Genomic DNA, 24,172 nt, shown 5'->3' with positions numbered 1-24,172 from the left:
CTAAGTACCCGGAGGAAAGGAAATCAACAGATACTCCCCTAGTAGCGGCGAGCGAACGGGGACCAGCCGAGCCATGAGAGTGACAAGAATATCCTGGAAAGGATAGCCAGAGTGGGTGACAGCCCCGTATTGGAAGCTCAATTGGACGTATTAAGTAGGGCGGGACACGTGAAATCCTGTCTGAACATCGGAGGACCACCTTCGAAGGCTAAGTACTCCTTACTGACCGATAGCGAACCAGTACCGTGAGGGAAAGGTGAAAAGCACCCCGACGAGGGGAGTGAAACAGTTCCTGAAACCGAACGCCTACAAGCAGTTGGAGGGTCCTTTATTGAGGCCTGACAGCGTACCTTTTGTATAATGGGTCATCGACTTGGTCTCACAAGCAAGCTTAAGCCGTTAGGTGTAGGCGCAGCGAAAGCGAGTCTTAATAGGGCGATTGAGTTTGTGGGATCAGACCCGAAACCGAGTGATCTAGGCATGTCCAGGATGAAGGTTAGGTAACACTAACTGGAGGTCCGAACCCACACCTGTTGAAAAAGGTCGGGATGAGGTGTGCCTAGGGGTGAAAGGCCAATCAAACTCGGAGATAGCTGGTTCTCTGCGAAATCTATTTAGGTAGAGCGTCGTCCGAATACCCTCGGGGGTAGAGCACTGGATGGGTAATGGGGCCTTACCGGCTTACTGATCCTAACCAAACTCCGAATACCGAGGAGTACTAGACGGCAGACACACATCGGGTGCTAACGTCCGGTGTGAAAAGGGAAACAACCCTGACCTACGACTAAGGCCCCTAATTCATGGCTAAGTGGGAAAGCAGGTGGGACGACCAAAACAACCAGGAGGTTGGCTTAGAAGCAGCCATCCTTTAAAGATAGCGTAACAGCTCACTGGTCTAAATAAGTTGTCCTGCGGCGAAGATGTAACGGGGCTCAAGCCATGAGCCGAAGTCTAGGGTGTATAGCAATATACGCGGTAGCAGAGCGTAGTGTGACATAGTTCCTTGTCTCTTTAGCAGTTTAGGCTGCTTTGGAGACGTGGAGCTTTCTGTGAAGCCCCCCTGTGAGGGATGGGGTGGAGAGATCACTAGTGAGAATGATGACATGAGTAGCGACAAAGGGAGTGAGAGACTCCCTCGCCGAAAGTCCAAGGGTTCCTGCTTAAAGCTAATCTGAGCAGGGTAAGCCGACCCCTAAGGCGAGGCCGAAAGGCGTAGTCGATGGGAACCAGGTTAATATTCCTGGGCCGTGGAGTGGTGACGGATCTGAGACGTAGTTCATCCTTATCGGATTGAATGGGCTGCTAACAGGTTCCTGGAAATAGCCCTCCTTTAAGATCGTACCCTAAACCGACACAGGTGGACTGGTAGAGAATACCAAGGCGCTTGAGAGAACCACATTTAAGGAACTCGGCAAAATACCTCCGTAAGTTCGCGAGAAGGAGGCCCGTTCAGAACGCAAGTTTTGGGCGGGGGCACAAACCAGGGGGTGGCGACTGTTTACTAAAAACACAGGGCTCTGCGAAGTCGTAAGACGACGTATAGGGTCTGACGCCTGCCCGGTGCCTGAAGGTTAAAAGGAGGAGTGCAAGCTCCGAATTGAAGCCCAGGTAAACGGCGGCCGTAACTATAACGGTCCTAAGGTAGCGAAATTCCTTGTCGGGTAAGTTCCGACCTGCACGAATGGCGTAACGACTTCCCCGCTGTCTCAAATGTGGACTCAGCGAAATTGAATTGCCTGTCAAGATGCAGGCTACCCGCGGTTAGACGGAAAGACCCCATGCACCTTTACTACAACTTTACATTGGCATCAGGTACAGCATGCGCAGGATAGGTGGTAGGCTTTGAAGCCGGGACTCTGGTCTCGGTGGAGCCTCCCTTGAGATACCACCCTTGCTCTGCTTGATGTCTAACCGCGGTCCGTTATCCGGATCCGGGACCCTGTATGGTGGGTAGTTTGACTGGGGCGGTCGCCTCCCAAATTGTAACGGAGGCGCGCGAAGGTTGGCTCAGAGCGGTCGGAAATCGCTCGTTGAGTGCAATGGCAGAAGCCAGCCTGACTGCAAGACTGACAAGTCGAGCAGAGACGAAAGTCGGCCATAGTGATCCGGTGGTCCCGAGTGGAAGGGCCATCGCTCAACGGATAAAAGGTACGCTGGGGATAACAGGCTGATGGTGCCCAAGAGTCCATATCGACGGCACCGTTTGGCACCTCGATGTCGGCTCATCTCATCCTGGGGCTGGAGCAGGTCCCAAGGGTACGGCTGTTCGCCGTTTAAAGAGGTACGTGAGCTGGGTTTAGAACGTCGTGAGACAGTTCGGTCCCTATCTTCCGTGGGTGTAGGATACTTGAGAGGAGTTGCCCCTAGTACGAGAGGACCGGGGTGAACGATCCACTGGTGGACCTGTTGTCGTGCCAACGGCAGTGCAGGGTAGCTATGATCGGACAGGATAACCGCTGAAGGCATCTAAGCGGGAAGCCCCCCTCAAAACAAGGTATCCCTGAGGACCGAGGTAGACCACCTCGTCGATAGGCCAGAGATGTAAGCGCAGCAATGTGTTCAGTTGACTGGTACTAATGGTCCAATAGGCTTGATTTGATCCAGTAGAAGCAAGACTTCCACTGACCAAATCAAAATACATACACACCACAACATCAGTTGTGCTGACTTGAACGACGGTTTGCGTGAAAACGCAGGCCGCTGATGTGAAAACGCGGGGGATAAAATCCCCCGCGGTCTGTGTTTTTTTGGTGTGGTGATCATAGCGTGAGCAAAACACCCGATCCCATCCCGAACTCGGCAGTTAAGTGCCACCGCGCTGATGGTACTGCGTCTTAAGACGTGGGAGAGTAAGTCATTGCCACACCTAATAAACACAGACACGTATCTCTCAACGATATAAAACAAACAAATACAGCGACATATGGACAAAAATAACGTCCAATAATGGCGCGGGATGGAGCAGCCCGGTAGCTCGTCAGGCTCATAACCTGAAGGTCGTAGGTTCAAATCCTACTCCCGCAACCACTGAGATCTTACTCAATCGCAAAATGGCCTCCCTCGGGAGGCCTTTTGCGTTTGGCACACCCCCTGCATGCAGAAAGCACTGGCTCGCTGAGCTGCGGATCTCCACCCGCAGCCCGTCCGGTGCGTCTTCGTCTGGCCAAACCGCGATTGTGTCCAGCATTGCCCGCAGCACTTCGTTAGCCTCAATCACGGCACCGGAGCCTGACAGCAGCGTCTCGAGATGCGCGACGTGTGCGTCGTAGCCTGCGATGAGGTCAGACGCAGTTGGAAGATCTTCTACCGGCAGCTCTTGTTCTGCTTCTGTAAGTGCCTGCTGCAAGCGGAGGCGATCTGCTTCCCGGCCCTTGAGGCGAGCCAAGAGCGAGGCGCTATCACTGGCGTCCTCGAGGAGATCCAAGAGCCGCCCGATGGCCTGATCGACTTTGGCGAGCTTGGTCTCCAAGTCGCTGCGGCTGGGGCCGCGTTCTGCCGCAGCACTCATCATCTGCCGCAGCACCTCTTGTGCGAAATGCGCCGCCAGATCCGGGTGGATTAGTCCCTTGCGCAAGCTGGCAAGAACGCGTGCCTCAAGCTTGTCGCGCTTGATTGTCTTCGTGTTTGCGCAGACGGCAAGTCCTTTGGACTTACGGTTGAAGCAACCGTAGCGATCACTGGCGACGAGCGTATAACCACCGCCGCAGCAGTCGCAAGTTAGCAAGCGCGACAGCAGATATTTGGCGCGGTGGCTGTCATTCAGCGGTGACGTCTTGCCAGCAAAGCTTGCGTGGGTCGCTTCGAGGCGTTCCTGCACTGTGTTCCATACGTCGTCGTCAAGGATCTGAAGAGAGGGAGCGGACGCGTCGATGATCTTATGGGCCTCAGCGGGCCGCGAGATGCGGTTCCCGGTATCTGGGTCGCGTCGAAAGGTGTTGCGGCCGTAGATGATCGTGCCGACGTAGGCTTCATTGCGCAGCAAGCCATCACGCTTCTTAGCATTGCCGCGGAGCGTGCTGTCACTCCATTTGGCTCCGGAGGGGGAGGGGACGCCTTCCTTATTCAGCTGCGCTGCAATCGCGCGCGGCGACACGCCTGCCGCATAGTCGGCGAAAATTCTACGCACGATGACGGCCTTTTCCTGATCGACCTCGCGGTTCAATCCCTGCGTATCGGACACGATGCGGTAGCCATATCCCAGACCCGCTGCGACACGTGACCGCTTCGTCGTGCCAATTTGGCCCCGGCGCGTTTTGTCCGCGATCTCACGTGATTGGAACTCGGCGATGGCACCGTAAAACGGGATCAGCTTCCAGTCCATTTTGCCGCCGTTTGCAGCGATAAGATCGACATCGCGGGCCTCGAACCATTCCGAGATGCCGGTGATGTCAGTTGCCCGGCGACCGATACGATCAACACCTTCGACAATCAGGCAAGTGATGTCGCCCTGCGCAACTCGCTCCTTCATCGCCATGACGCCAGGGCGTGTGTTCATGAGCGTGCGCCCTGAGATTGCCTCATCGCGAAACTCGCCGGCGACAATAAGGCCAAGCCGCTCCGCAGCTTCGCGTGCCTGCGCCAGCTGGTCTTCGCAGGACATGTCGCTTTGCATGTCGGAGCTATAGCGCGCGTAGATCACCGCCTTGGGTGGCTTGAACGAGGTGCCGACGGCGGGGGTTGCGGCTGCTGCGGCGCGGCGGGTCTTGACGGGCGTATCGCTCATTGCTGGCGCTCCTTCTTTGTCAGGGCAATTGCGTGGGCTTTCGCCATCACGGTCACGAACTGGATCAGCAGCGGATCGAGAGTCTGTGCGCCCCCTGGGTTATCGTTGGCAGCGGTCAGTTTGGATTGAGAGGCGGTCGCCATGGGTCGTGTCCTTGTTCAAGCCACCGATAGTGGTGGCAAAAAGAAGGTCGGTTCATGGCGAGGACAGCGGAAAAACTTTCTGATGGGGTTCAGATGAAAGCGGCGCGCCGACTGGAGCAGCAGAGAATGGATGTCGACGCGCCAGCTGCCGGGTGATCCGGCCCAGCAGCAGGGGCAATAAGCCCTCAAGAACGACGCGCGCAGGGCGCGCCGTTGGTTGTCATTGGTTCATGCCGTCCGGTGCAATCATCTGCATGCTCACACGCAACGCCTCCGTCAGATCGAGCGCTTGGCGCACGGCAGAGTGGAAGGCCACGATCTGGGGCAGGGCGGTGATAAGTGCTTCTGCCGCCTCACTGCGGACATGCTGGGTGTCGTATGCGAGTTTGCACCCGATCAGGCGTTCCGGTGGAATCTGAACCCGCTCCTGCCGCGTCCCTTCGATGATGGCAGCGCGGATCGTGTCGATCACCACACCGAGCTGTTCAGTCAGCTCCGAGTGCAGACCATCTTCGGTGTCGAGATATGTCGCAAGCTCCTGCACACACGTCAGGCCGTCGGTGCTGATGTGAGGGGCAACATAGCACAACAGGTGCTCCGGCATGCCGCGACGTAGGCCGATGGCAAATCGGACCAGACTAACCAGCTCTGTTCGCGGGGTGTTTTGCGAGTCGACGCTCATCCCTGGACCTCCGCTCCAATGGTGCGCTGCTCCGGACTGCAATGTTCGGCGCTGAAGTCTGTGCCGCGCACCGCAGAATGCGGGGGCGATGTGCTGAGGCTCCGACGGTCGCGACGCCGTTCGGCTGCGATATCGCGTTCGGCATGGATGCGGCCGCGCACCGCATTCAGCCGCTTCAAAGGCGCGCCGTCGAGGCTGCCTAGAACAGGGGTGCCGATGGCAGTGCAGATCACGAACCCACGGTGGGTCAGTGGCACAAGCACACGCCGACGGCCGACAAACTTCGTCGGCTCGTTGAGGCCCGCCGAGAGATACTCAGCGCGCTTACGGGCGTGCACCTCGTAGCCGACATTCGATGGACGGCGTGAGCTGGTGCCATACGCCAACAAGGCGTAGCGGCGATCGCCAATCTGCTGGATGTCGAGCACCAAGCACGGCCGTGCTTTAGGCCGATCTTCAGCACCTACTTCCGCAAGCGGAAAACGGAACGATACGATGTCGCCGTGCGCAATGTGGTCCCGCCATGCGGCGGTCATCTTCGGGTTAGTCTGGGTGAAATCGAGCATGTTAGCTCCTCGGTTTGTTGCGTGAACCGACCCGCCCGATCTCCTTCCCCTCTCTCAGCCGGGGTCTGTTCTCGTGCGCGTCAAAAAGCGCGTGCACGAGAACAGGCTACCGGCCTGCTCACCCCACTAACGTTCCTGCCTGCATCATTCGGGAGAGCGTCGAGAGGGTGCCCCTCTCGACTTCGCGCAAAAGGCGCGAACTGTTGTAAAGAAGATGGAGCGATGGGATATGAGGGCCACACGGCCTGCACTGGCTCGAAGAATTTAATTGGATACAACGATTGTCCGCGACGCAGTTAATGTAAGGACAACCTCGCGGCGAAAATGAGCCTTAGCCGTCGCTCAATTTACAGCAAATGCTGCAATCGATCATCCTAACTCAATTAATCGATGTGTCCTGGATTAGATAATTCAGCTTAACATCTGCGTTTGCCCTAAATTTGGCAGCAATTAATAGCTATGGAACGTATCTGGCAGTCTTTCCGAAACTTGCTGCTATTGTTTCCTCTGTCATGTCAGCAATTTTGTGAGATATCCACTCAGAGCCTTTGCAGTCCGGCATACAAAGAGCCTTAATCAGTTTCCTATCATATTTTCCGTTGAGAAGAAGATATCCTTCAAGCGCCAAGACATCCCTTGTTCCTAACGTTCCTTTTGACTTGTCTGATCTGATCCTGCGTGTGAAGTCAGATTGCCTCGCCGCGCCGTTGGCAATCTTTCGGTCTATGGGTGTATCCGTAACTTGCCTGAATAGTTCGGCGACTCGAGCATTGCCATTTTGAAGGGAGAAGATGAAGTCAACAGTGTGCTTCGGTATTACGGTCCAAAGGTTTCTCTGGTATGGCTCGCCTTGGAATATCCAAAGGATGTTCGAAAAGCCTTTTGGCGAAGACAACGTGCCTTTTCCGTCTTTGTTCTTCCCTTGTGTGAGGTTACCTGAATGCGCGAAGATCAGACCTACAAAGAATAGTGCTCTATTTTCATCTGCTGCAACGACAAGACAAGAGTGGCCGATTGCTTCGCTTGGTATCATCCAGTTGCTTGCAGTGGTGTTTTTAACATCGATATCCATACCGAGGATTTCGAGATCAAGTGTTAGTCCTCGTTGCAAGTCTAGAAAGTTACGTAGTTCGAGTTCCACGCGGGTTCCGAGATAAGTCTTCTCCGTATTCTCCAACTCGTCAATGAAGATCCTGCCGGTTGTTGGCGTGTCGATAATGCCATCAATATTTTCGCGAAGCATCGGACCAAACCATTCCCGGAGTTTTTTCATCCCGCCCGCTCGTCTAACAATCTCGTCTCTTAAGCGCGTCAGAAGGTTAAAGTCGAAATGCCCTTCTTGAAGCTTGCTTCTAGGTATTTTGACCTTCATCCAACTGCGTAAAGCCTCCGACGTTGCAGAAGTTCGGCAATCTTGGAGCTAACCGCCTTTGCGACAGGGGGCGGGAAGGCATTTCCAACCTGTTTGTAAGCGTGTGTCTTAGGACCGAAGAAGGACCAGTCATCTGGAAAGCCTTGGATCCTCGCCACCATACGGACAGTAAGGCGTGGCATTCCATTGTGAAATGGGTCGGGCGCTTCCACTGCGATGGTCCGACCCTCGACACCGAGTGAAGCCCATGCGCTTCTCGCTCTAGTCGGCCCCAAGTCGGGACCTCCATGTTTTTTTGATCCACCAACTATAGTCGGTGCAACCTCGTTTGCCTGATCCCTCCAAGCTTCGGCACCGCGCCATCCACGCTCGGACATGAGGTCGTACAAAAGCTCTCCGACACTTGGAGGATTCTTAGGATTTGGCGTCGGCCAATCGAAAAACTCCGCATCTTTATGTTGGACTGCGACGATCATCACGCGTGGTCGAAGCTGAGATACTCCATAATCCGATGCGTTGACCGGCCGTATCATGGTTTCGTAGCCAAGCTTTGTAAGCCTTGCCTTGATTGTCTCACGATACTCACGGAACGCGGGATGCATAAAACCCTTCACGTTTTCGAAAAGAACTGCCCTGGGCCGCATTGCATCAATTATATCGATGCCATCGTTGAAGAGGTTCCTTTCGTCCTTTTCTCCGAGCTTTTTCCCTGCCACAGAAAAAGGTGGGCAAGGCAAACCACCTGCAAGTAGGTCAATTCCACGATACTTGTGTGCGTCTTCTTTGAATTTGACGACGCACTGCTCTAGTACGTTCCATTCTGGCCGGTTGTTGCGGAGCGTCTGGCAGCAGTGCTTGTCGATCTCTACAAGCGCTTGGTGATCGAATTTCGCTTGCTCGAGCCCAAGTGCTTGGCCGCCGGCTCCGGCGCAAAGTTCAACTGACGTCAACATGTATGGTCTCCTGCTCTCAAGGCAGTCTGCATGTTGAATCTCAATATTCAATGCGATTCCGACTATCGGAAGTACATATAGTGAACATCAACGCAGCTAGTATCGAGGTGCACTACCTTCTAAAGCCGAAGATCTCAAGCGGCTTCGAAGGTGGAGTGTCTTTTGACCTGTCCGGCAACCGCATCCTGATTTCCTACATAGAAATTGCGAATAAGACCGCGCTTGGTTGGGTGGATCTAATGTGCGCTGGGTATTTGGCCGATTGCCATCAGGGGACCGATAGGCCCGGTGAAGATGTGTTTCAGCCCAATCGAACTAGCAACCGGTCGGGCCGGTATCTAAAAGTTACCTTACCTTAGTATTTGCTAGCCGCTATGTGAGCGACGCGCCCAATAGAGTTCCTGCTATACCCGAAGCTGCGCCTATGAAAGCTGTCAAAACGGGTAGCCACCAACGCCGATCTCTCGCTTGTTCCATAGCCCTAGAGTGGAGCTCAACTGCCGTTTGGATCAACGAGGCAATTTCACCTTGAGACAATGGGCTCCTAGAAATGCGCGCCTTCTGTGAGTCTTCCATTGCAAGAAATACAGTATTTTCGATCTGAATTCTTGCGTCAACATCGTAGTTCTTTGGATGCTGACGTCTCGCCACTAGTGATGCCTTTTCCCTAGCCGCATCCAATCGAAAGAACTCAGGATGGTCTACAAAGACCTGCCTCCAATGTTCGCCCTCCCCCGAGTGGCCAGAAATGCGGTCAGACCATCCAGCAAAGTCTAGCTTATAGAACTTATAGATACTCATAGCCTGAATTGCGGCGATAACTTCAGCCAAACGCGCATCATTTTTTAGATATGGGGAATTTGCCATTGGGCCACCTTAAACGTTAGTCTATTGAAATCTTGAAGTACCGAGTTTTCTTCGCGCCTTGCGAGAATATATCGGGATCGAACTTGTCAGGCCTTACGTACCAAACTTTGTTAACTGGATAACGAGAGCAAAAGGCGGCACTCGCAACTGTATCGAGCTTTCCACCTGTCAGCCCGATCTCAAAGTTCATACCGCTATCAAGGTACTTTTGGGAGTAAGATTGCTGGATTATTTTAAGAATATTTTGAGGATCCATGAGGTCGACCTCTATAATATCGCTCGATTCTGCTTCTCTCGCCGCCGCTTTAGCTAGCATCGCAGCGATTTTGGCGTGGGAACTATCAGCGGTACTAGTTATCAAGTCGGCATGATTGTAGCTGCTCTCCGAAACTAAATGGACTAGCCTTTCATGGGATGAACTTGAAAAAGCCAACAGTGCGCGACTGCGGGTAGCGTCTGACTCCATGCTGTCAACTTCGATCGAATGATACGGTGGAAACTCGCTGCCGACGATTTGACGCAGACTGTCGACAACTGAATCATGCTGTTCTTGAGCTTTCAGTATCTTGGCTAGCTCTTCGTCTTTAGGAGAGGTCACTTCTGGTTCAGTGAATGCCAAATATACGAACCCTTCCAACTGCAGGGCTTGTTTGACACTTCGGTAGATTATCGGTTTTGCTAGTCCGGAAATGTCGATCAGTCTTCGTATTTTCATGTCCCCTTTCTCAAAAAAAGACTGCGCCTCTGCTTTCTGGATTTTCACGTCATCCACTTTACCTAGCACGATGTCTTTGATGGCATCCGCTCGGCCTGAAAGACTATATTCAATTAACTTAGCTGTTTTCGGGCTCAGTTTTTCGAAACAATTAATTGCCGATTTCTCGCATGACTCTTCGAAGCCCAAGCCTAGCAAAATTTCATCCACTTGAAGCATTTCGACTTCTCTGTCTGACATCTCGTAAATTTTCGGGATATCAAGGTAATGTTTCTGTGCGGCTGCCTGCGACTTAATCGCTGGAACCGGAAGGTCGAACTCGGCTTGCTCCTTCTCAGGAGTTTTTGGATCTACAACATTTGCTTCACTTTCGTCCGCTTCATATTCTTCATCAATCTCGGAACCAAGATTTCTGTTTAGGAGATCTGACCCCTTTTGAGGATCTGAAAGCCACTCAGATAAGTCTTTACCTGTCAATTCAAACCGGTCTCTATCAGCCAAGGGGATGAAGTCTGCGAGGCCATAGATCTTTCGGAAGACAAGTTTGAATTGCTGCACTGGATCCGAGTGTTCAGTTTTGCTCCTAGGTGTTCCGCCATGAAAGACAAAAACACCTGCGTCAACCAATTCACGCAGCTTCTCATTCTGGTTACCTGCTTCCTCGGCCGAGGCGTTCACATAGATAGACGTGTACTGCCGAAGGCCTCTAGATTCGTCCTTTCGATAGGAATTTACCAGTGCGCGATGCGATGCAGCTGCAAAGGACTTTGCAGTATTTTTAAGATCGCTGCCTCTTCGGTCCAAAACATAGAGATGACGGGAGCAGTGATCCTGAAAAACCTGTGACTGGACTTCTGCTGATACGGGGTAGACAGTTTGGCCTTTATGCAAAATACTTTCGTAAATGGAAATGACGCTACCGATGTCGCCTACACAAACTGCCTTTAATGCAGATATCCCGGCATAGACCGACTTCCTACGGCCAGAGGCTGCAGAATTTGCGGCGATCTCATAAGCGAGTTCTTTTAACTTTTTATCGCCTAAAACAACTGAAGGGTGAGTCTTTGGGTGACTTGAAAAGTACTGGGACCTCTGCGAAAGAATTTCGCCAATGAATGCCTTTCCTCCCCTTCCTTTCAGTCGTGTGTATACTTCCGCTCCCAGATCGAACGTCTCAAAATCTCGCCAATGTGCTGCGTATTCAACTCCGCCTAATGACTTCAAAGATAAAAAAATGGTCTGAGTTTCCGACGTAAGTTTAAACGCACAATCTGCACCTTGGTCAGTGTTTTGGAAAAGTATTGCAGAAAATATTTCTTCAATTTTCTCAGGCTTGAGATATCTTGTGGATACATCATCAAGTAAAAATAGAATCCGAGCATCTGCCCAAATATTCGAGCATTGTGCGATCGCTTTGGCAAGCGCTGGGAAAGACTTTGACGGGTGGATATCCAAGGTGCATGAGTTGTCAGGCTTGCTTACCTCCAAAAGTTTCCGAACTAGAGCATGTTCAAAACGCTCGATGGAATTTCCTGGGACCTCGATTTGGAAGTCTGAAAGTAGGTCGGAAAGTACGTCAGATATGAGTTTGGGCGCTTGCGGAGATACGAGATCTGCTTTGATATCCTTGAGATGGGCAAGAGCTCTCGAAGCCTCAAGAGCATACGCAAGTAGTAACCTTGCAAATAGTTTGTTGTTGGGTGTTTCACCTGAGCTGCCGCGGTCCACTAAAATTTGGGCTGAGACAAACAAACCAACAAAGCGATCACTTTTCAATCTAGCGATCACCTGCTCTTCAGTTTCATCTCGCTTTTGCATGGCTCGAGCGTGAAACTGCAGCGATCTCAGCAACATAGTTTTTCCGCATCCCCGCATGCCGGTGACAATAAGAGGTCCCTTTGAGCTTGCACGCCTCTGCCAATCACCTTCTGGGTCCACCAATAACTGCGGAATGTGCCATGGTGCCAAGGTCTGGGCGTTGTAGGACTCGCCAAAGTTCTTGAATATCAGAGGAGCGCGCCATGGTCTCCAAGGCTCTCCTGATCGGTAATAAGCTTGCTCAATGGTTCTGACCATTTCCTCAGCAGGTGGCGTTCTTTGGGTTTCGACGGGTGCAGAAATCGATGCAACAACGTCTCTCAATGACAGCGCGACTCTTGCATCGAGATCGTCTATCTGACCGTCCGCAGTCTGAAGCAAATTATTTGAGAGGATATCGATGTGTTCTGCAACCCAATGCAGGTCACTCTTGTATCCATCTCCTGAACGGCGGTCCCCAGAAGTCGAGCCAAGATCAATTGCTACTGCACGGACTGAGGGCTCAAGAGCGGCGTCTCGGTATCGCTCACGAGTGAGTTCTTCGATCAATATGTTACCAGCATGAAAGTCGTTATGATTTTGACTTCTAGCTCGAAGCTCATGAACCACCTTGACCAGATCACATGCTATTTGAGCCACAAGGCCTGCGCTCAGTTGCGATTTCCCATCTAGATAACTCTGAAGTGGCTCGCCGTCCAAATATTCCAAGACCGCAACATGTACCTCAAGCTTGCAATCGCCGAATACCGCTTGGCCATCAAAAGCATCGACGATGTCCACAATGAAGTCTGCTCCATTGGCAGTTCTTGCGTGAGTTTCACACTCTTCCGAAAAGTCTTTTCCGAATTTTACGTAATTTTCTTTCGGGATTACTTTGAGGACGTACTTACGCGGAATAAGTCCCATACGCTCAGCAACAAATGTCGCTCCGTAAAATCCGCGGCCAAGGGCACGAACAATTCTGTAATTGCCAATTTTTTCAGGGGGGTTCTTAAGCTCAAAGTTGTAAGGCTGTCCGCAATCAGGGCATAATTCATCGATGGACTTGACACTAAAATCGGGCTTAGGACACCGGAAGCAGCAGAATTTTCCCTTACTAGACAATTAACGATCCTTTTCAATAAATAGATTTTTCGGCAGCGATTTTTCAGTTTAAGGCCGTTCAGTTTTAGAATCATCAGCTCGTTAGTCCAACCGCGACACTTAGTAGCTAGCTTGGCAGAGTTTGACTTGACTGCAACCGTGGCGGGTCAGAAACTTTAGATAGGTAGCAAACGATGCGGCTTTATCTGGCCTCTTTTTGCGACCATCATTTTGAAGGTGCAACTTTATTTCGATTCTGGTTCTTCGAGATCTGACGTAAATGCTGTGTCACCGTAGCGATAGTCCGCTTTCCAGCCTTGCGAGTAGTGCTGTGGAGAGCATTAAGAGGACCTTCCTTTCAACTCCACGTGGGAACGTGAGCAGCAGGGGGTTTGGGGGAAGAGTGCGGAACGACTTCTCCCGGGAGTAGGGGGTCTTGGGGGAGTGCGGAACGATGACCTAAGCCGTCGGAGACGCCAGGGGGTGCAGGGGGAGTGGCGAACGATGAACCTGCGAGCAGGGGATGCAAGGGGAGTGCGGAACGATGACCTTGCTGCTCACCGCCAAGGTGCTCCCGGCGGGCGGGGTTTGGGGCAGAGCCCCGACGAACGACAGCCTGTGCGACCGCCGTAGGCGATTGCGCGGGCTGTCTAGTGAGTAGAGGGCCCTGCGCAGCTATCGCTGCCGCCAAATATCAAGGACTTCACCGCTGGAGTCAGGAACGGCCGCTTCGTCGATCAGAGTTATTAATTATCCGTCGACCCAGCAGAGACGTCTAGAGTCGTTTGCTTCAATCCCTAGGGTTCGGAGCATCGCTTTCCAGTTGCTATGCCTGACGTAGTAAAGGGCGGAAAGGCGAAGTTTGCTGCAAGTGCAAAGCTACAACTGGCCTTAGTCGAAGGCCAAATCTCGACGGCCACGTTTAGGAAGCGTCCGCTCGATGGTTGACCTCGAAAAAGTCAGTGGTGCTGCCATCATATGTGGTTCTAAATCGGAGCGTCGTACAGGTTGCTACCTTGTTTCATATCTGACCTCAGTTCACGCATCTTAAGTTGTACACCTTCAGCTCCGAAGGTGAGCACGCAATACGTATTCCTCTCCTCACCAGGTCGCCGGTTCGAAGAAACACCCGCGCTTCCATTAGAAACTACAGTAATCGCCGGCATCACTTCGCCACCCATGAGAGGGACGCCTTGGTAACGCGCGAGGTGAGGCATATGTTGATGGCCATGAATGGCGATCTGAACCCCTGCCTTTTGAGCGGTTTCCAAGATTTTGGAGGCATCCAATGAGAGTGTTACACCCTTCTTGCTAGGGGCCTGAACATCATTGATCGGAAGTAGATGATGGTGGATAGCGATCATGCGATAGGTTTTCCTATCGCTGTGGTCTTCAGCAAGCCGTTCGATCACAGAAAACCCAAGCGGCCCTACATAGCCATACTCAGTCCACTCCGTTGCCAAGATCCGGCATGAGTTCAAGACGCCAATGCGCAAGTCGGCATGCTTAAATGGGACTATTTCGACGCTATCCAGCGGAGCTTTTACGTCCCGGTTCATTAATTCAGCTAAGAAAAAACGGAATCCTCTTTCGTGTTCGAAAGCGACTTGCTTTTCAACGGCCATCTTGGCGACATCGACAGCCTGCCCTTCTGGGTATCTTACCACGTCGTGGTTACCTGGAAGGGCAATCAAAGAGCTGATCTCTACCTCAAGCGTCTCGCTCATAGCTTTCATTTCAGCGACAATATTCCCCATGACCGCATCGCTCCAGACCCCATTTGAGGTAAAGTCACCAGTTACCAATATAGCACCTATGTCGTCTTCCAGCCCCAGCCTTTTCAAGTCCTCAAAGACGCAGTCGGTCAGGGTATTTTTCTCTCCACCAACCTGCGGAACTTCGCTTTGAAGCAAAAATTCGTAATCGGGTCCAAAATGAAGATCAGACAGAACTAAAAGGCTCGATTTCTGGGATCCAGTTCTCGCTTCGACATTGTCGACTGGTGGCAATCCTTGAGCAGCAACATCAAGCACAACTATGGTGCCGTCTCCAAAACTGTTACCAATGCCGACGTCATAGGGCGCTTCGTCAATCGATGAAATAAGGAACCAGCCAAAAACATTCTTTGCAGAATGTTGATAATATTCAGGCACCAACGCCAGATCAGGCATGTCATCGGATGCAATTATCCGTTGCGAAGAGTTGGCTCGGAACATTCGCGATGTGGATCGATCAACAATATATATCTCAATATTGGTCTCAGCGCCCTTCAAAAAATCAAGCGGAGCATCCTCAAAATCTTTTTTCCACCATCCCCACCAAACCGCACCAGCGTCATCAATTATTTTCTGATGTGCAGATATTGTATCTATACCTGCTGTGGTATCTCTGAATCGAAGCGCTATTGCGGGTGTGCCCATTCGGAAACCCTCCTATATGGTGGTCGCGGTATTTTCCAGTTGGCCAACAATGGAACGGCTGACAATGCCGTATCAAATGCTGCTTGGTCCTCGGCTAACGCAACTTGTCTTAGAATATCTGCCACCTTTGCTGAGCCGTTTACAACGGCCACTTCGTTTCGAGAGCTCCAGATATCAATGAGGTCGCGCCCGGGAGCACGACGGCTTACGTATGGCCACTTGCAGTTTTCTATTCCAGGTAATGGTACGATCGCCGGGCCAGTTGGATTGTCTTGGCGAAGCCGCAAAGCTAGTTGGTAATCGTCAAATACAAATCGGAGCCATTTTTCCTTTTTGTTTTTTAACGGCGGTACCTCAGGGAGGCTTTGGACATTTATTTTCAGTAAGCGACCAATCCTTGGACTGATTGAAAGATCTTGCTTCAGGCCTGCCTCTATTGACCCTCTCTCAAACAACGGGAGATCGTAACGTGGATGTTGATTATGAAGTGATACCGTCGACCAACCTTTCAACCAATCGATAACTTCTTCAAATTCGCTTTCTCCAGTAGGTCGGGTGTCAGGCGGCCAGATAGAAGCATAAATTTGTCCACCTACTCCAACACACCTTGCGGACCACGCAATCCAAGTCATTACGTGCTCTTGATACCAAGGAGGATCAACAACGGCTGTGCAAAAACCAGATATTTCTGGGGTATTCGAGTCAATTTCGATTTGTGAATGGTTACACACCAAATGAAAAGGTTGGCGATCTACGAGCACAACTTCGCGACCCAATTGACAAAAACGCCTTGCAATGGATGGAGTGCCAACAGCCAGCAGGCCCCTCTCTTTACCAATCAACGCAACAAATTCTTCGACAGTCTCTGGAGTGAAGCGCCAGTCAAAATCCAGTGGGTGAGGCTCGGGAAGTGAATTCAATGGATGTCCGTTCGTTAATGTGGAAACCGTCAAGTTTTTAAAGAAACGAATCAATTGCAGAAATATAGGAAGTCGCCTTTTTGACGATGACCTCCCGACTTGACCTTAAATACAATAGATGTCGTGATCAACACAAGCAACAGCCCTTTCCTGTTTACTGAGAACATTACGCCAAAATACTCTCTTTAAGAAAAACCTATCTTCAAGAGAGTATTTCGGGTCGCTCAATCTGTATACCAGTCATCGAAGGCAGAAAAGCGCTGCAAGGCTGGCCAATGTCTGCTTTGGGTGAGCTGCGCTTCAGCGTGGAGACCTTGATTAAATGTCCGCTATGGGCCGAAACTTCTTTTTTCAGGTGGCGACCGGTGTAAAAACTCGCCTGTTTCAGGAGGCTCGTTTCCGCCCTGTTGACGATGAACCGATGTCCCGACCTCCAGAGACGGAGGTTGGGAAATGTCGGAAGTCGGGCAGGAATATCCCGTGGTCATGCGGATGGCCGGGATGTGGCCGGGGAACATCGGCGGATACGAAAAGCATCGCGCACGCGCGGGAGGAGATGTTGGTCAAGTCGATCCGACGCGATCTCATCTGAACCAACGTTTGCTTGGCAAGGCGAACTGGGCGCAGGACGTTCACGATGAAATCTCTGAAATGCGGATGGAGAACTTTGCCGACGAGCTTGAGAAGCTTGGTAAGCGTCGGCGGCGCGGTGAGGCCGCGCGACGTCTTGCCGAGGGCCCCCGTGATCCTTGGCGCGCTACCCGCCACGGTCCACTTCGTGAGATCATTCTTACCGCGAATAAAAAATGGTTCGAGGATGACCTTACCGGGTTTCTGGGCGAAGGCGGCCCGAACCGCGAAGATCAGTTCCAAGCCCTCGCGGTGCAGTGGCTCGTTAATGAGTTCGGCGACGACTGCGTTCACGCACGAGCTGACCGAGATGAAGAAGCATACCACATTCATGCTGTGGTCGTGCCTCGGACCAAGCTGAAGGACGGTCGCCGAATGCTGCAACCTTCAAAGCATGACGTGATCCGGCAATACGAGGACGGGCAGGACAGCGTTGGAGCATGGTTCGCGGCGGCACAGATTGGGCTGACCCGGGGCGAACGGGGCAAACAGAAAATTCGTGATGCATTGGATCACAATGAAAAGGTGCGCGAAACTCAGAGGGCAACTGGTGAGGACTTGTTGGAGAACCTCGTGCCGGTTCCCAAACACCGGCGTCATGCGAGCCCGCGGAAGTGGCGCATGGCGCAGGAAAAGCTGCTGGCAGATTGGGACATCGCGTTAACAGAACGCGAGGCGGCCTTGGCGCTAGGCGAAGCCGGGCTCATCGATCGCACGAAGGTTGTCGACGAGAAAGAAGCAGAGGCGGACACAGTCCTCCAAGTGGCGCGTGATGTTGCGGAGGGGCGGTTCGACGTTCCGGTGCAGGACGAGGACGGTGCAGAAGATGCGCCCAGCAAAAAAACCAGTTCGCCAGACCGACTTCATCTTGCCCGCCGCCTATTTGGACGGGCCCTGCAAGTCTTGGGAAAGCGGGCGCAGGATGAGGCTAAGGCCGAGTTCTCTGAGGCGTTTGATCAAATTCGTGCTGCGGATGCTGAGATCGTAGCCGTCGCCCAGTTGCTACCAGAAAGTGCGCGGATGAGGGTCGCCAAAGCCCGAAGATCTCTGACTGCAAAGATTATGGCTCTCACTCGCACGGCGACGGGCTGGTGGGGGGCAGATCGGAACGACGAGCCGGAGAATTGAGAAAAAATGGAAATCATAACTTTTCTCTTCCGGCCCCGACAAACGGTCCAACCTACTGATTAGCCGTTGCGACTAACAATTTGGACCACCGCACGCGGCTGAAAATCGCAACTATTATTAGGGGACCAGATGATGGCCAAACCCAAGAAGGTGCCGCAGGGCCCAATTAACTTCAACCGTCTGACGGATGGTCAGCAGACGCAAATCCAGCGTATCGCCCAGACAGGCGCGCGCATTGGTATCGCGCAGCAACGCACACACCGGGCCATCCTTGATGCAATGCGGGATGAAATCGATGCATTGCTCGAGGCAAGCAATCCCGCGTTCGTGCAGTCTTTGTTCGAAGGCTTTGCCCAATCGGCAAAGGTTTCGAACTTGAAGCGCATCGCCAAGCACCCACTCTGTCCGCAAGAAGTGGTAACCGCAGTCAATCTTCACATCGAAGCGATGCGAGATCCGGCAAATGACGATATGTCGCCGAAGGTGTCGTCCGCAAAAATTGCGGGGCCCGATAACAAGGGGTGACACGTAATTGGATTTAGGCGAGGGGGCGTGACCGAAGGGTCGCGCCCTTTCTGCGTGCCAATACACCGCATGTATGGGCACCCTACTTCTCAAAAGCAAAGCATATACGATCAGGCCCACTTGCCCATGGGCAGGAGCTGGGATTGTATGGCGATAGCTTTCGGAAGGTCAGGATTTCTTATGCCAATCTATGAGTTTGCCTCCCATGAAATCCGTCCTTTGCTCAAGACGACGTTCAGTCTGATGCAGATGCAGGAACGGCGTGATCTTCAGCGGCTTCTACGTGCGAATGTCTCGGTAATCTCACCTGATACGCTGGTTATCGCGGAAGAGTTCGGAGACTGGGACGCATCGAAGCGGCGCATCGACCTTCTTTGCATTGACCGGAAGGCAAATCTTGTCGTCATTGAGCTCAAGCGAACGGAGGATGGCGGCCACATGGAGCTGCAAGCTATCCGTTACGCTGCGATGGTGTCGACCATGACCTTCGATCAGGCTGCGGACGTTTATGGTCGGTATCTGGTCCAAGTCGGCGACGCCGACACGGATGCGCGTGCCGAGTTGCTCGACTTCCTCGGGTGGGAGGAGCCCGATGAAGATGCGTTCGCGCAGGACGTTCGGATCGTCTTGGCGTCTGCCGAGTTCGCGCGCGAGGTGACAACGTCGGTTCTTTGGCTCATTGAGCGCGGGATCGACATCCGTTGTGTGCGTCTCCAGCCTTATGATCACGACGGCAAGGTCTTCGTGGATGTTCAGCAGATCATTCCGCTGCCGGAGATGGCAGAATACCAAGTCCGGGTCACCGAGAAGAAGCGCAAGGAGCGTGAGGCGCGTTCGGACACCCGAGACTGGACCAGCTTTGATGTCAGTCTCAATGGGCGCAAACAGTTTGGGCTGCGAAAGCGGCACGCCATTTATCAGACGTTTCGACATCTCGTGGAGCAGGGCGTCTCCCCTGAGAAAGCCGCTGAACACTGCGGACCGCGGGCCAACCGTGCTCTCGTATCAGTCGAGGGCAAAGTTGATGCCGAAAACTTCTATCGTCTCGCGAACGAGGCGCGGGCGAAAGAAGGCCGCAGCTTCGACCCCACCCGATACTTCTGTGCTGACGAAGAGCTCCTCCACTTCGGTGGCCGGACATACGCATTTTTGAACCAGTGGGGCGGAGCGGACTGGAAGCAGGCCATGGACAATTTGATCGAGGCGTTTCCGGACAATGGAATCGAGTTCGCGCCCGCCGAATAGCATCAGACCTCAACTTGCTATCGAAGTTGGCAAAAATGTGATTGTGGGTGCGATATGGGAAGACGCTATGTCCAAGACGGACATTCTTGCGCCCGCGGCGTTCACTTTGGCGGAGGATCGATGGTGACCTTTAGCGTATTGCCGCGCTCGGGGGCATCGTTTTGAATGCAACGCCGGGGTCGTAGAATGCGGCCATGTCGGAACACATAACCTTTGACGAAGTATGTAACGATTTAAAAATATTTAGTATTTTCGAAGTTTGAGCTAAAGCGGCCAATGTGAGTTTTGTTTTTAGCGACCAATAAGATTTCGGTGGATTCATGCTCCCGCAACCAACACTAATTCTCTAACAATATCAGACGCTTGAGAATCCGCTTCGGCGGATTTTTGCGTTCTGCAATATCCGTCGGCCCGCAGCGCCAGGATCATGAGGCCCGACAGGTCCCCTTCAAGTTCGACGCTCAAGCGACCTGTCTCTTTGTTCGGACGCAGCACGATGCGCTCGATCAGGCTACGCAAGGCGTCCTTGGCTTCATCCATGCCGTCAGGTTCAGATAAGCCCTTGATCAGCGTCGGGATACGCTCCCGGTAGTTAATAGCCATCTTCGGGTGGATGCGGATCAAATCTGGCGCAGGGGACGTCTGCAGTTTTGATTCAATTTCCGTACGACGTTTATCCAAGGCATTCATCCGGTCCTTGACCTGCTTGGGCGAGATGCCACCCAGGATGGCATCGATGAGCGTGCCGTGATCTTTCGTTACTTTTGCCAGCTCCCTCTCCAGTACGTCGCGACCCGCCGTGGACTCTGTGCGCAACCGGTTCAGCTCCTTAACGTATTCCTCACAGAAGATCTTGAGCGCTGCCTCGTCCATCAGCGTGTGCTGCATCGCATCCAGCACGAGATCCTCCAGTTCGCGCTGATGGATCGTCTGGGTGTTGCCGCAGATCGCATCGCCTTTGGCCCGGTTGGCTGTGCAGCCGAAGTGGTCACGCGAGATTTTGGAGTATCCGCCACCACAGCAGCCGCAGGCCATCATTCCTGAAAACAATGTCCGTGGTCTGCGGCGATCCCAGATTGGCACATCTGTGTTCTTCGTCTTCATCGCCCCCTGCCGGGCACGAACAGCGTCCCACAAATCTTGGTCGATGATCCGCAGATCCGGCACCTCGGTGATGACCCACGCGCTCTCAGGATTGAGGCGAGACACCTTCTTTCCGGTGTCCGGATTCTTCACGTAGGTCAAACGGTTCCAGATCTGGCGCCCGATGTAGAGCTCGTTGTTCAGAATGCCGGTGCCGCGTTCGCGGTTGCCGTGAAGTGTGGAAGCGCCCCAGCCCTTGCCGGAGGGGCCAGACCGGCCCTCGGCGTTCAGCATCCCGGCGATCTTCTTCGGCGAGACCCCGTTGGCATAGTCTGTGAAAATCCGCGTGACGACAGCAGCCTCGGCCTTGTCGATGTTGCGATCGCCGCGGATCAGTTCGCCGTCGGCATCGAACTTCCGCTCGGGCTTATAGCCGTAGGCCTTGCCGCCTGCGTTCTTGCCTGCGAGCGCGCGGCCTTTGAGGCCGCGGTGCGTCTTCGTTGCAAGATCCTTTAGGAAAAGAGCATTCATCGTGCCTTTGAGGCCGATGTGCATCTCGGAAATGCTTCCTTCCGACACGGTCTCGATCATGCGACCTTGGAACTGAAGTCGCTGGTATAGACCAGCAATATCGGCCTGATTGCGTGACAGCCTATCCAGCGCTTCCGCCAGGACCAGATCGAACGAACCCGAACTTGCATCGCGGAGCAGACTCTGGATGCCGCTGCGCATCAGGCTGGCACCCGAAGTGGCGCGGTCCGTATACGTGGCGACAATCTCGATGCCCTGACGCGATGCGTACTCCTCGCAGAGCCGGATCTGGTCGTCGATCGAAGCGTCGCGCTGCATGTCAGTCGAAAAACGTGCGTAGATGGCTGCCTTGAGTTTGATCATGGTGCTTCCCCCGGTTCCGTCAATCCGCGTCTCTGGCGTGGTCCTGACGGGCCAGTTCGCGAGCAAGCGCACGGATCAGATTATGGAATTGATCCCGAGATTGGGAACGTGCGGGGGATTTGGCAAGGGGTGTCGTGGAAGAAGTTGCCACACGCACGTCAGGAGCGCCCCCATCAGGGGCCTTATTCAGTGCGGCAACCTTCTTCCGTTCACGCGCCATGACGTGTTGCTCCGGTCGCCGCCGAAATCAAATCCGGGGCGCTCATTCATTCTGTTTCTAACGAAAGGCATCCAAGTGCCGCTTGACATGACCATAGAGAATTAGCCCGAAATAATCTGGTTGATTCGAATTGTGACATCAACGTTCTTGGGGATAAATCGTGCGTGAATTGTAAGGTTGAGTGCTTGCCTGAGGGTTGGTGAGCGATAATGCACAATACATCGTTTTATTGGTCGCCAGGATAGCGAGACTGGCCTGCCACCGGCGTTGGTCGGTCAGGGTCACATGGCGGTGGCAGGGACTTCCAGCGTTGGTTTTAACTTCCGTCCACGTGTTCCGATCCACCGCGTGCGCCGCCAGAGAGCCGGTGCGGTGCCGCGCCGTGATAGCTGGCGGCACGTGGAATGCCCATCTCCTCCAGCAGTGGAAGGGCACGGCCTTGGGCGTCATGGCGAGGTGTGTCCGTATCGACGCGGATCATCTTTGCGATCCCGTCACCCGCCGGCCAGATGGGATTAAGGCTGGCAGAGGTATCCTCAAAAAATCATGGCGGCTGCGCGCCCTCGCATTCGGCGCAGGACAGGGGGGGGCATCTTCAGCAAGTTCTTACCTAACACGGTGATCCGGCCCGCGACCTGAGTTCCGGATCAGCGCGGTCTCATTCCGACACCCTTTGCGGGTCGAAGGCGCGGCGCCACCCCTCACCCAGACAGTTGGAGACTATAACGGCGGCGACGATGGAAAGGCCGGGAAGGCCCGCAACCCACGTAGCGAGCGTTAGTACTTTGCGTCCGTTCGACAGCATCCTCTCCAGCGAAGGGGCGACGGCTATGTGCTGAGGCTGAGACAGCTGAGGCTTGCCTCGAGATGCTGTGCGAAAGCCGCAAGGAGCTATGCCTGCACGATGACCTAGCCAAGGGCAACCGGGGCCTCATGGATCAGGATCGTGCGCCAGCCACATGCTTGTTGCACGTCACCAACAGTGCCGCGGCGCGCATCACGCGGGCTGGGATCGGCAGGTAGATAATCGCGATCGCCAGTGTTGCCACGATCGACCTGGGCCCCAAGATGACGAGCAGCATGGACGGCAGCAGCATAGCCGGCATGACCAGCGCCATGTCGAGTGCGCACGAGCTGGTGCTGTCAGTCAAGCCGCCAACGTACCCGGCGGACAGGTCAAGCGGCACAACGATGACCCTCAATTTTGCAGGCGTCTGCGGCGGCACCGACCTTATGAGAGATGCTGAACAGCCACGCAGTGCCATGGTCGAAGACGCCTCCCCGGCGAGGGTGCAGCGACCGGAGGTGCCCAGCGGTGAGCGGCAGGGGGTCTGGGGGGCATCGTCAACTTATCGGCTCTTGCCTAAAAGGAGCCCCACACCCCTGGTTAAGCAGCCTTCAACTCACACGTGATGTCGTCCCAAATGCTGTGAGCGTCTGAGCGAGATTGTCGATAGGCAGGGGCGGATAGTTTGTGGCGGCGAGGACGAAATACGGTTTGGACTTGATCGTGAACAGACAAAAAGAGCTGTGCTTGGCCGGGTGATTTGAACCGGGCCATGATCTTTTCTCGGCGCCGCGTCGGTCGATGTGAGCCTTCAGATCTGTTGTTTAAGCCCTTATGCCTGCGGTGGTCGATGCTGGGCGCGAGGCTTTTCAAAGCTGCATTATAGCTGCCGAGCTTATCCGTGATCACAACGCGCGGCCGCCCGTATTGGCTGAATAGCTTGCGGAAAAAGCGTTTCGCTGCGCGAGTGTTGCGCTGAGATTGAACTAGAACATCAAGAACGTCACCATTGCTGTCGATCGCGCGCCAAAGCCAGAATTTGCGCCCGCGGATAGGAATGGCCACTTCATCAAGGTGCCATTTATCAGACGGCGCAGGTCGATCTCGCCGGATGGAAGCGGCATACTTTGTGCCAAATTTGCCAACCCACTTCCGGATCGTCTCATAGCTCACGATGATGCCGCGCGTCGCAAGTAGATCCTCGACATCGCGCAAGCTCAAGGAAAACCGAAAATAACACCAGACCGCATATGCAATAATCTCAGGCGGGAAACGGTGGCCATTGAAGGCGCCGGAATGTTTGGCTTTTGTCATGTCGGTTGGTACGATTTCCGATCAGGCCCCGCAAGTTGACGATGCCGTTAACACAGGGATATCTTGTGCGACGGAAACCACTTT

Annotated in this window: 17 protein-coding genes, 1 tRNA gene and 2 rRNA genes (1 of these 20 cut by a window edge); 6 read left to right on the top strand and 14 right to left on the bottom strand. The window is 53.5% G+C overall.

All coding sequences use genetic code 11. The features are described from left to right. The 3 genes from KBW81_RS18460 to KBW81_RS18450 all read left to right on the top strand — a co-directional run. Nucleotides 1-2,598, top strand: a 23S ribosomal RNA gene (locus tag KBW81_RS18460) (it extends 243 nt beyond the left edge of the window). Nucleotides 2,599-2,751: 153 nt separating this feature from the next. Further along, nucleotides 2,752-2,866: ribosomal RNA gene (rrf, locus tag KBW81_RS18455) — 5S ribosomal RNA — on the top strand. An 84-nt stretch (nt 2,867-2,950) separates the two neighbouring features. Continuing rightward, nucleotides 2,951-3,027, top strand: a tRNA-Met gene (locus tag KBW81_RS18450). Here KBW81_RS18450 and KBW81_RS18820 read toward each other — a convergent pair. The 10 genes from KBW81_RS18820 to KBW81_RS18400 all read right to left on the bottom strand — a co-directional run bounded on the left by KBW81_RS18820 (nt 2,984) and on the right by KBW81_RS18400 (nt 16,262). Then, on the bottom strand, nt 2,984-4,600 hold the full coding sequence (locus tag KBW81_RS18820; RefSeq protein WP_367305344.1) for a recombinase family protein: 1,617 nt from the start codon (nt 4,598-4,600) through the stop codon (nt 2,984-2,986). The genes KBW81_RS18450 and KBW81_RS18820 overlap by 44 nt on opposite strands. A 119-nt stretch (nt 4,601-4,719) precedes the next feature. After that, complete coding sequence (locus KBW81_RS18440) at nt 4,720-4,866, bottom strand: hypothetical protein (RefSeq protein WP_254249222.1); 147 nt, start codon at nt 4,864-4,866, stop codon at nt 4,720-4,722. A 220-nt stretch (nt 4,867-5,086) separates the two neighbouring features. Then, complete coding sequence (locus KBW81_RS18435) at nt 5,087-5,548, bottom strand: hypothetical protein (protein ID WP_254249221.1); 462 nt, start codon at nt 5,546-5,548, stop codon at nt 5,087-5,089. Next, nucleotides 5,545-6,114 (bottom strand): hypothetical protein, encoded by a 570-nt coding sequence (locus KBW81_RS18430; protein ID WP_254249220.1) that lies wholly within the window; start codon nt 6,112-6,114, stop codon nt 5,545-5,547. The genes KBW81_RS18435 and KBW81_RS18430 overlap by 4 nt, the downstream gene beginning before the upstream one ends. Nucleotides 6,115-6,571: 457 nt before the next feature. Further along, a complete protein-coding gene (locus tag KBW81_RS18425) occupies nt 6,572-7,486 on the bottom strand; it encodes a NaeI family type II restriction endonuclease (RefSeq protein WP_254249219.1) in 915 nt (304 codons plus the stop codon). Then, nucleotides 7,483-8,439, bottom strand: a complete 957-nt coding sequence (locus KBW81_RS18420; protein ID WP_254249218.1) for a DNA cytosine methyltransferase — start codon at nt 8,437-8,439, stop codon at nt 7,483-7,485. Before KBW81_RS18420 ends, KBW81_RS18425 begins: the two co-directional genes overlap by 4 nt. 372 nt (nt 8,440-8,811) lie before the next feature. Beyond that, on the bottom strand, nt 8,812-9,306 hold the full coding sequence (locus tag KBW81_RS18415; RefSeq protein ID WP_254249217.1) for a hypothetical protein: 495 nt from the start codon (nt 9,304-9,306) through the stop codon (nt 8,812-8,814). A gap of 16 nt (nt 9,307-9,322) precedes the next feature. Then, a complete protein-coding gene (locus tag KBW81_RS18410; protein ID WP_254249216.1) occupies nt 9,323-12,943 on the bottom strand; it encodes an ORC-CDC6 family AAA ATPase in 3,621 nt (1,206 codons plus the stop codon). 965 nt (nt 12,944-13,908) lie between these two features. Beyond that, on the bottom strand, nt 13,909-15,342 hold the full coding sequence (locus KBW81_RS18405) for a metallophosphoesterase family protein (RefSeq protein ID WP_254249215.1): 1,434 nt from the start codon (nt 15,340-15,342) through the stop codon (nt 13,909-13,911). Continuing rightward, nucleotides 15,324-16,262 carry a hypothetical protein gene (locus KBW81_RS18400; protein WP_254249214.1) on the bottom strand — a complete coding sequence of 313 codons (939 nt, stop codon included), beginning with the start codon at nt 16,260-16,262 and terminating at the stop codon, nt 15,324-15,326. The genes KBW81_RS18405 and KBW81_RS18400 overlap by 19 nt, the downstream gene beginning before the upstream one ends. A 453-nt stretch (nt 16,263-16,715) precedes the next feature. On the opposite strand from KBW81_RS18400, the gene KBW81_RS18395 reads away from it, so the two are divergent. The 3 genes from KBW81_RS18395 to KBW81_RS18385 all read left to right on the top strand — a co-directional run bounded on the left by KBW81_RS18395 (nt 16,716) and on the right by KBW81_RS18385 (nt 19,790). Continuing rightward, a complete protein-coding gene (locus tag KBW81_RS18395) occupies nt 16,716-18,020 on the top strand; it encodes a plasmid recombination protein (protein ID WP_254249213.1) in 1,305 nt (434 codons plus the stop codon). A 129-nt stretch (nt 18,021-18,149) separates the two neighbouring features. Further along, a complete protein-coding gene (locus tag KBW81_RS18390) occupies nt 18,150-18,545 on the top strand; it encodes a hypothetical protein (protein ID WP_254249212.1) in 396 nt (131 codons plus the stop codon). A gap of 180 nt (nt 18,546-18,725) precedes the next feature. Further along, a complete protein-coding gene (locus KBW81_RS18385; RefSeq protein ID WP_254249211.1) occupies nt 18,726-19,790 on the top strand; it encodes a PDDEXK family nuclease in 1,065 nt (354 codons plus the stop codon). Between the two features lie 318 nt (nt 19,791-20,108). Here the strand turns inward: KBW81_RS18385 and KBW81_RS18380 are convergent, their stop codons facing one another. The 4 genes from KBW81_RS18380 to KBW81_RS18365 all read right to left on the bottom strand — a co-directional run bounded on the left by KBW81_RS18380 (nt 20,109) and on the right by KBW81_RS18365 (nt 24,088). Further along, the gene (locus KBW81_RS18380; RefSeq protein ID WP_254249210.1) at nt 20,109-21,767 is read right to left on the bottom strand and encodes a recombinase family protein; all 1,659 of its coding nucleotides are present in this window, start codon (nt 21,765-21,767) and stop codon (nt 20,109-20,111) included. A 536-nt stretch (nt 21,768-22,303) separates the two neighbouring features. Next, complete coding sequence (locus tag KBW81_RS18375; protein ID WP_254249209.1) at nt 22,304-22,468, bottom strand: hypothetical protein; 165 nt, start codon at nt 22,466-22,468, stop codon at nt 22,304-22,306. Nucleotides 22,469-22,925: 457 nt separating this feature from the next. After that, complete coding sequence (locus KBW81_RS18370) at nt 22,926-23,252, bottom strand: ABC transporter permease family protein (protein ID WP_254249208.1); 327 nt, start codon at nt 23,250-23,252, stop codon at nt 22,926-22,928. Nucleotides 23,253-23,374: 122 nt separating this feature from the next. Then, nucleotides 23,375-24,088 (bottom strand): IS6 family transposase, encoded by a 714-nt coding sequence (locus tag KBW81_RS18365; protein WP_254249207.1) that lies wholly within the window; start codon nt 24,086-24,088, stop codon nt 23,375-23,377. Nucleotides 24,089-24,172: the final 84 nt, after the last annotated feature.

The organism is Loktanella salsilacus, assembly GCF_024206795.1.
Lineage (GTDB): Bacteria > Pseudomonadota > Alphaproteobacteria > Rhodobacterales > Rhodobacteraceae > Loktanella > Loktanella salsilacus.
The sequence above is the reverse complement of the archived record's forward strand: the minus strand, read 5'-3'. Positions and strand labels throughout refer to the sequence as shown.

Excerpts from the sequence above, each read along its gene's own strand:
- KBW81_RS18820 (WP_367305344.1), bottom strand. The coding sequence starts at position 4,600 with ATGTCCTGCGAAGACCAGCTGGCGCAGGCACGCGAAGCTGCGGAGCGG.
- KBW81_RS18395 (WP_254249213.1), top strand. The coding sequence starts at position 16,716 with ATGTCGGAAGTCGGGCAGGAATATCCCGTGGTCATGCGGATGGCCGGG.
- KBW81_RS18425 (WP_254249219.1), bottom strand. The coding sequence starts at position 7,486 with ATGAAGGTCAAAATACCTAGAAGCAAGCTTCAAGAAGGGCATTTCGAC.
- KBW81_RS18375 (WP_254249209.1), bottom strand. The coding sequence starts at position 22,468 with ATGATCCGCGTCGATACGGACACACCTCGCCATGACGCCCAAGGCCGT.
- KBW81_RS18380 (WP_254249210.1), bottom strand. The coding sequence starts at position 21,767 with ATGATCAAACTCAAGGCAGCCATCTACGCACGTTTTTCGACTGACATG.
- KBW81_RS18365 (WP_254249207.1), bottom strand. The coding sequence starts at position 24,088 with ATGACAAAAGCCAAACATTCCGGCGCCTTCAATGGCCACCGTTTCCCG.
- KBW81_RS18370 (WP_254249208.1), bottom strand. The coding sequence starts at position 23,252 with ATGGCACTGCGTGGCTGTTCAGCATCTCTCATAAGGTCGGTGCCGCCG.
- KBW81_RS18420 (WP_254249218.1), bottom strand. The coding sequence starts at position 8,439 with ATGTTGACGTCAGTTGAACTTTGCGCCGGAGCCGGCGGCCAAGCACTT.
- KBW81_RS18435 (WP_254249221.1), bottom strand. The coding sequence starts at position 5,548 with ATGAGCGTCGACTCGCAAAACACCCCGCGAACAGAGCTGGTTAGTCTG.
- KBW81_RS18415 (WP_254249217.1), bottom strand. The coding sequence starts at position 9,306 with ATGGCAAATTCCCCATATCTAAAAAATGATGCGCGTTTGGCTGAAGTT.
- KBW81_RS18405 (WP_254249215.1), bottom strand. The coding sequence starts at position 15,342 with ATGGGCACACCCGCAATAGCGCTTCGATTCAGAGATACCACAGCAGGT.
- KBW81_RS18390 (WP_254249212.1), top strand. The coding sequence starts at position 18,150 with ATGATGGCCAAACCCAAGAAGGTGCCGCAGGGCCCAATTAACTTCAAC.
- KBW81_RS18430 (WP_254249220.1), bottom strand. The coding sequence starts at position 6,114 with ATGCTCGATTTCACCCAGACTAACCCGAAGATGACCGCCGCATGGCGG.
- KBW81_RS18385 (WP_254249211.1), top strand. The coding sequence starts at position 18,726 with ATGCCAATCTATGAGTTTGCCTCCCATGAAATCCGTCCTTTGCTCAAG.
- KBW81_RS18440 (WP_254249222.1), bottom strand. The coding sequence starts at position 4,866 with ATGGCGACCGCCTCTCAATCCAAACTGACCGCTGCCAACGATAACCCA.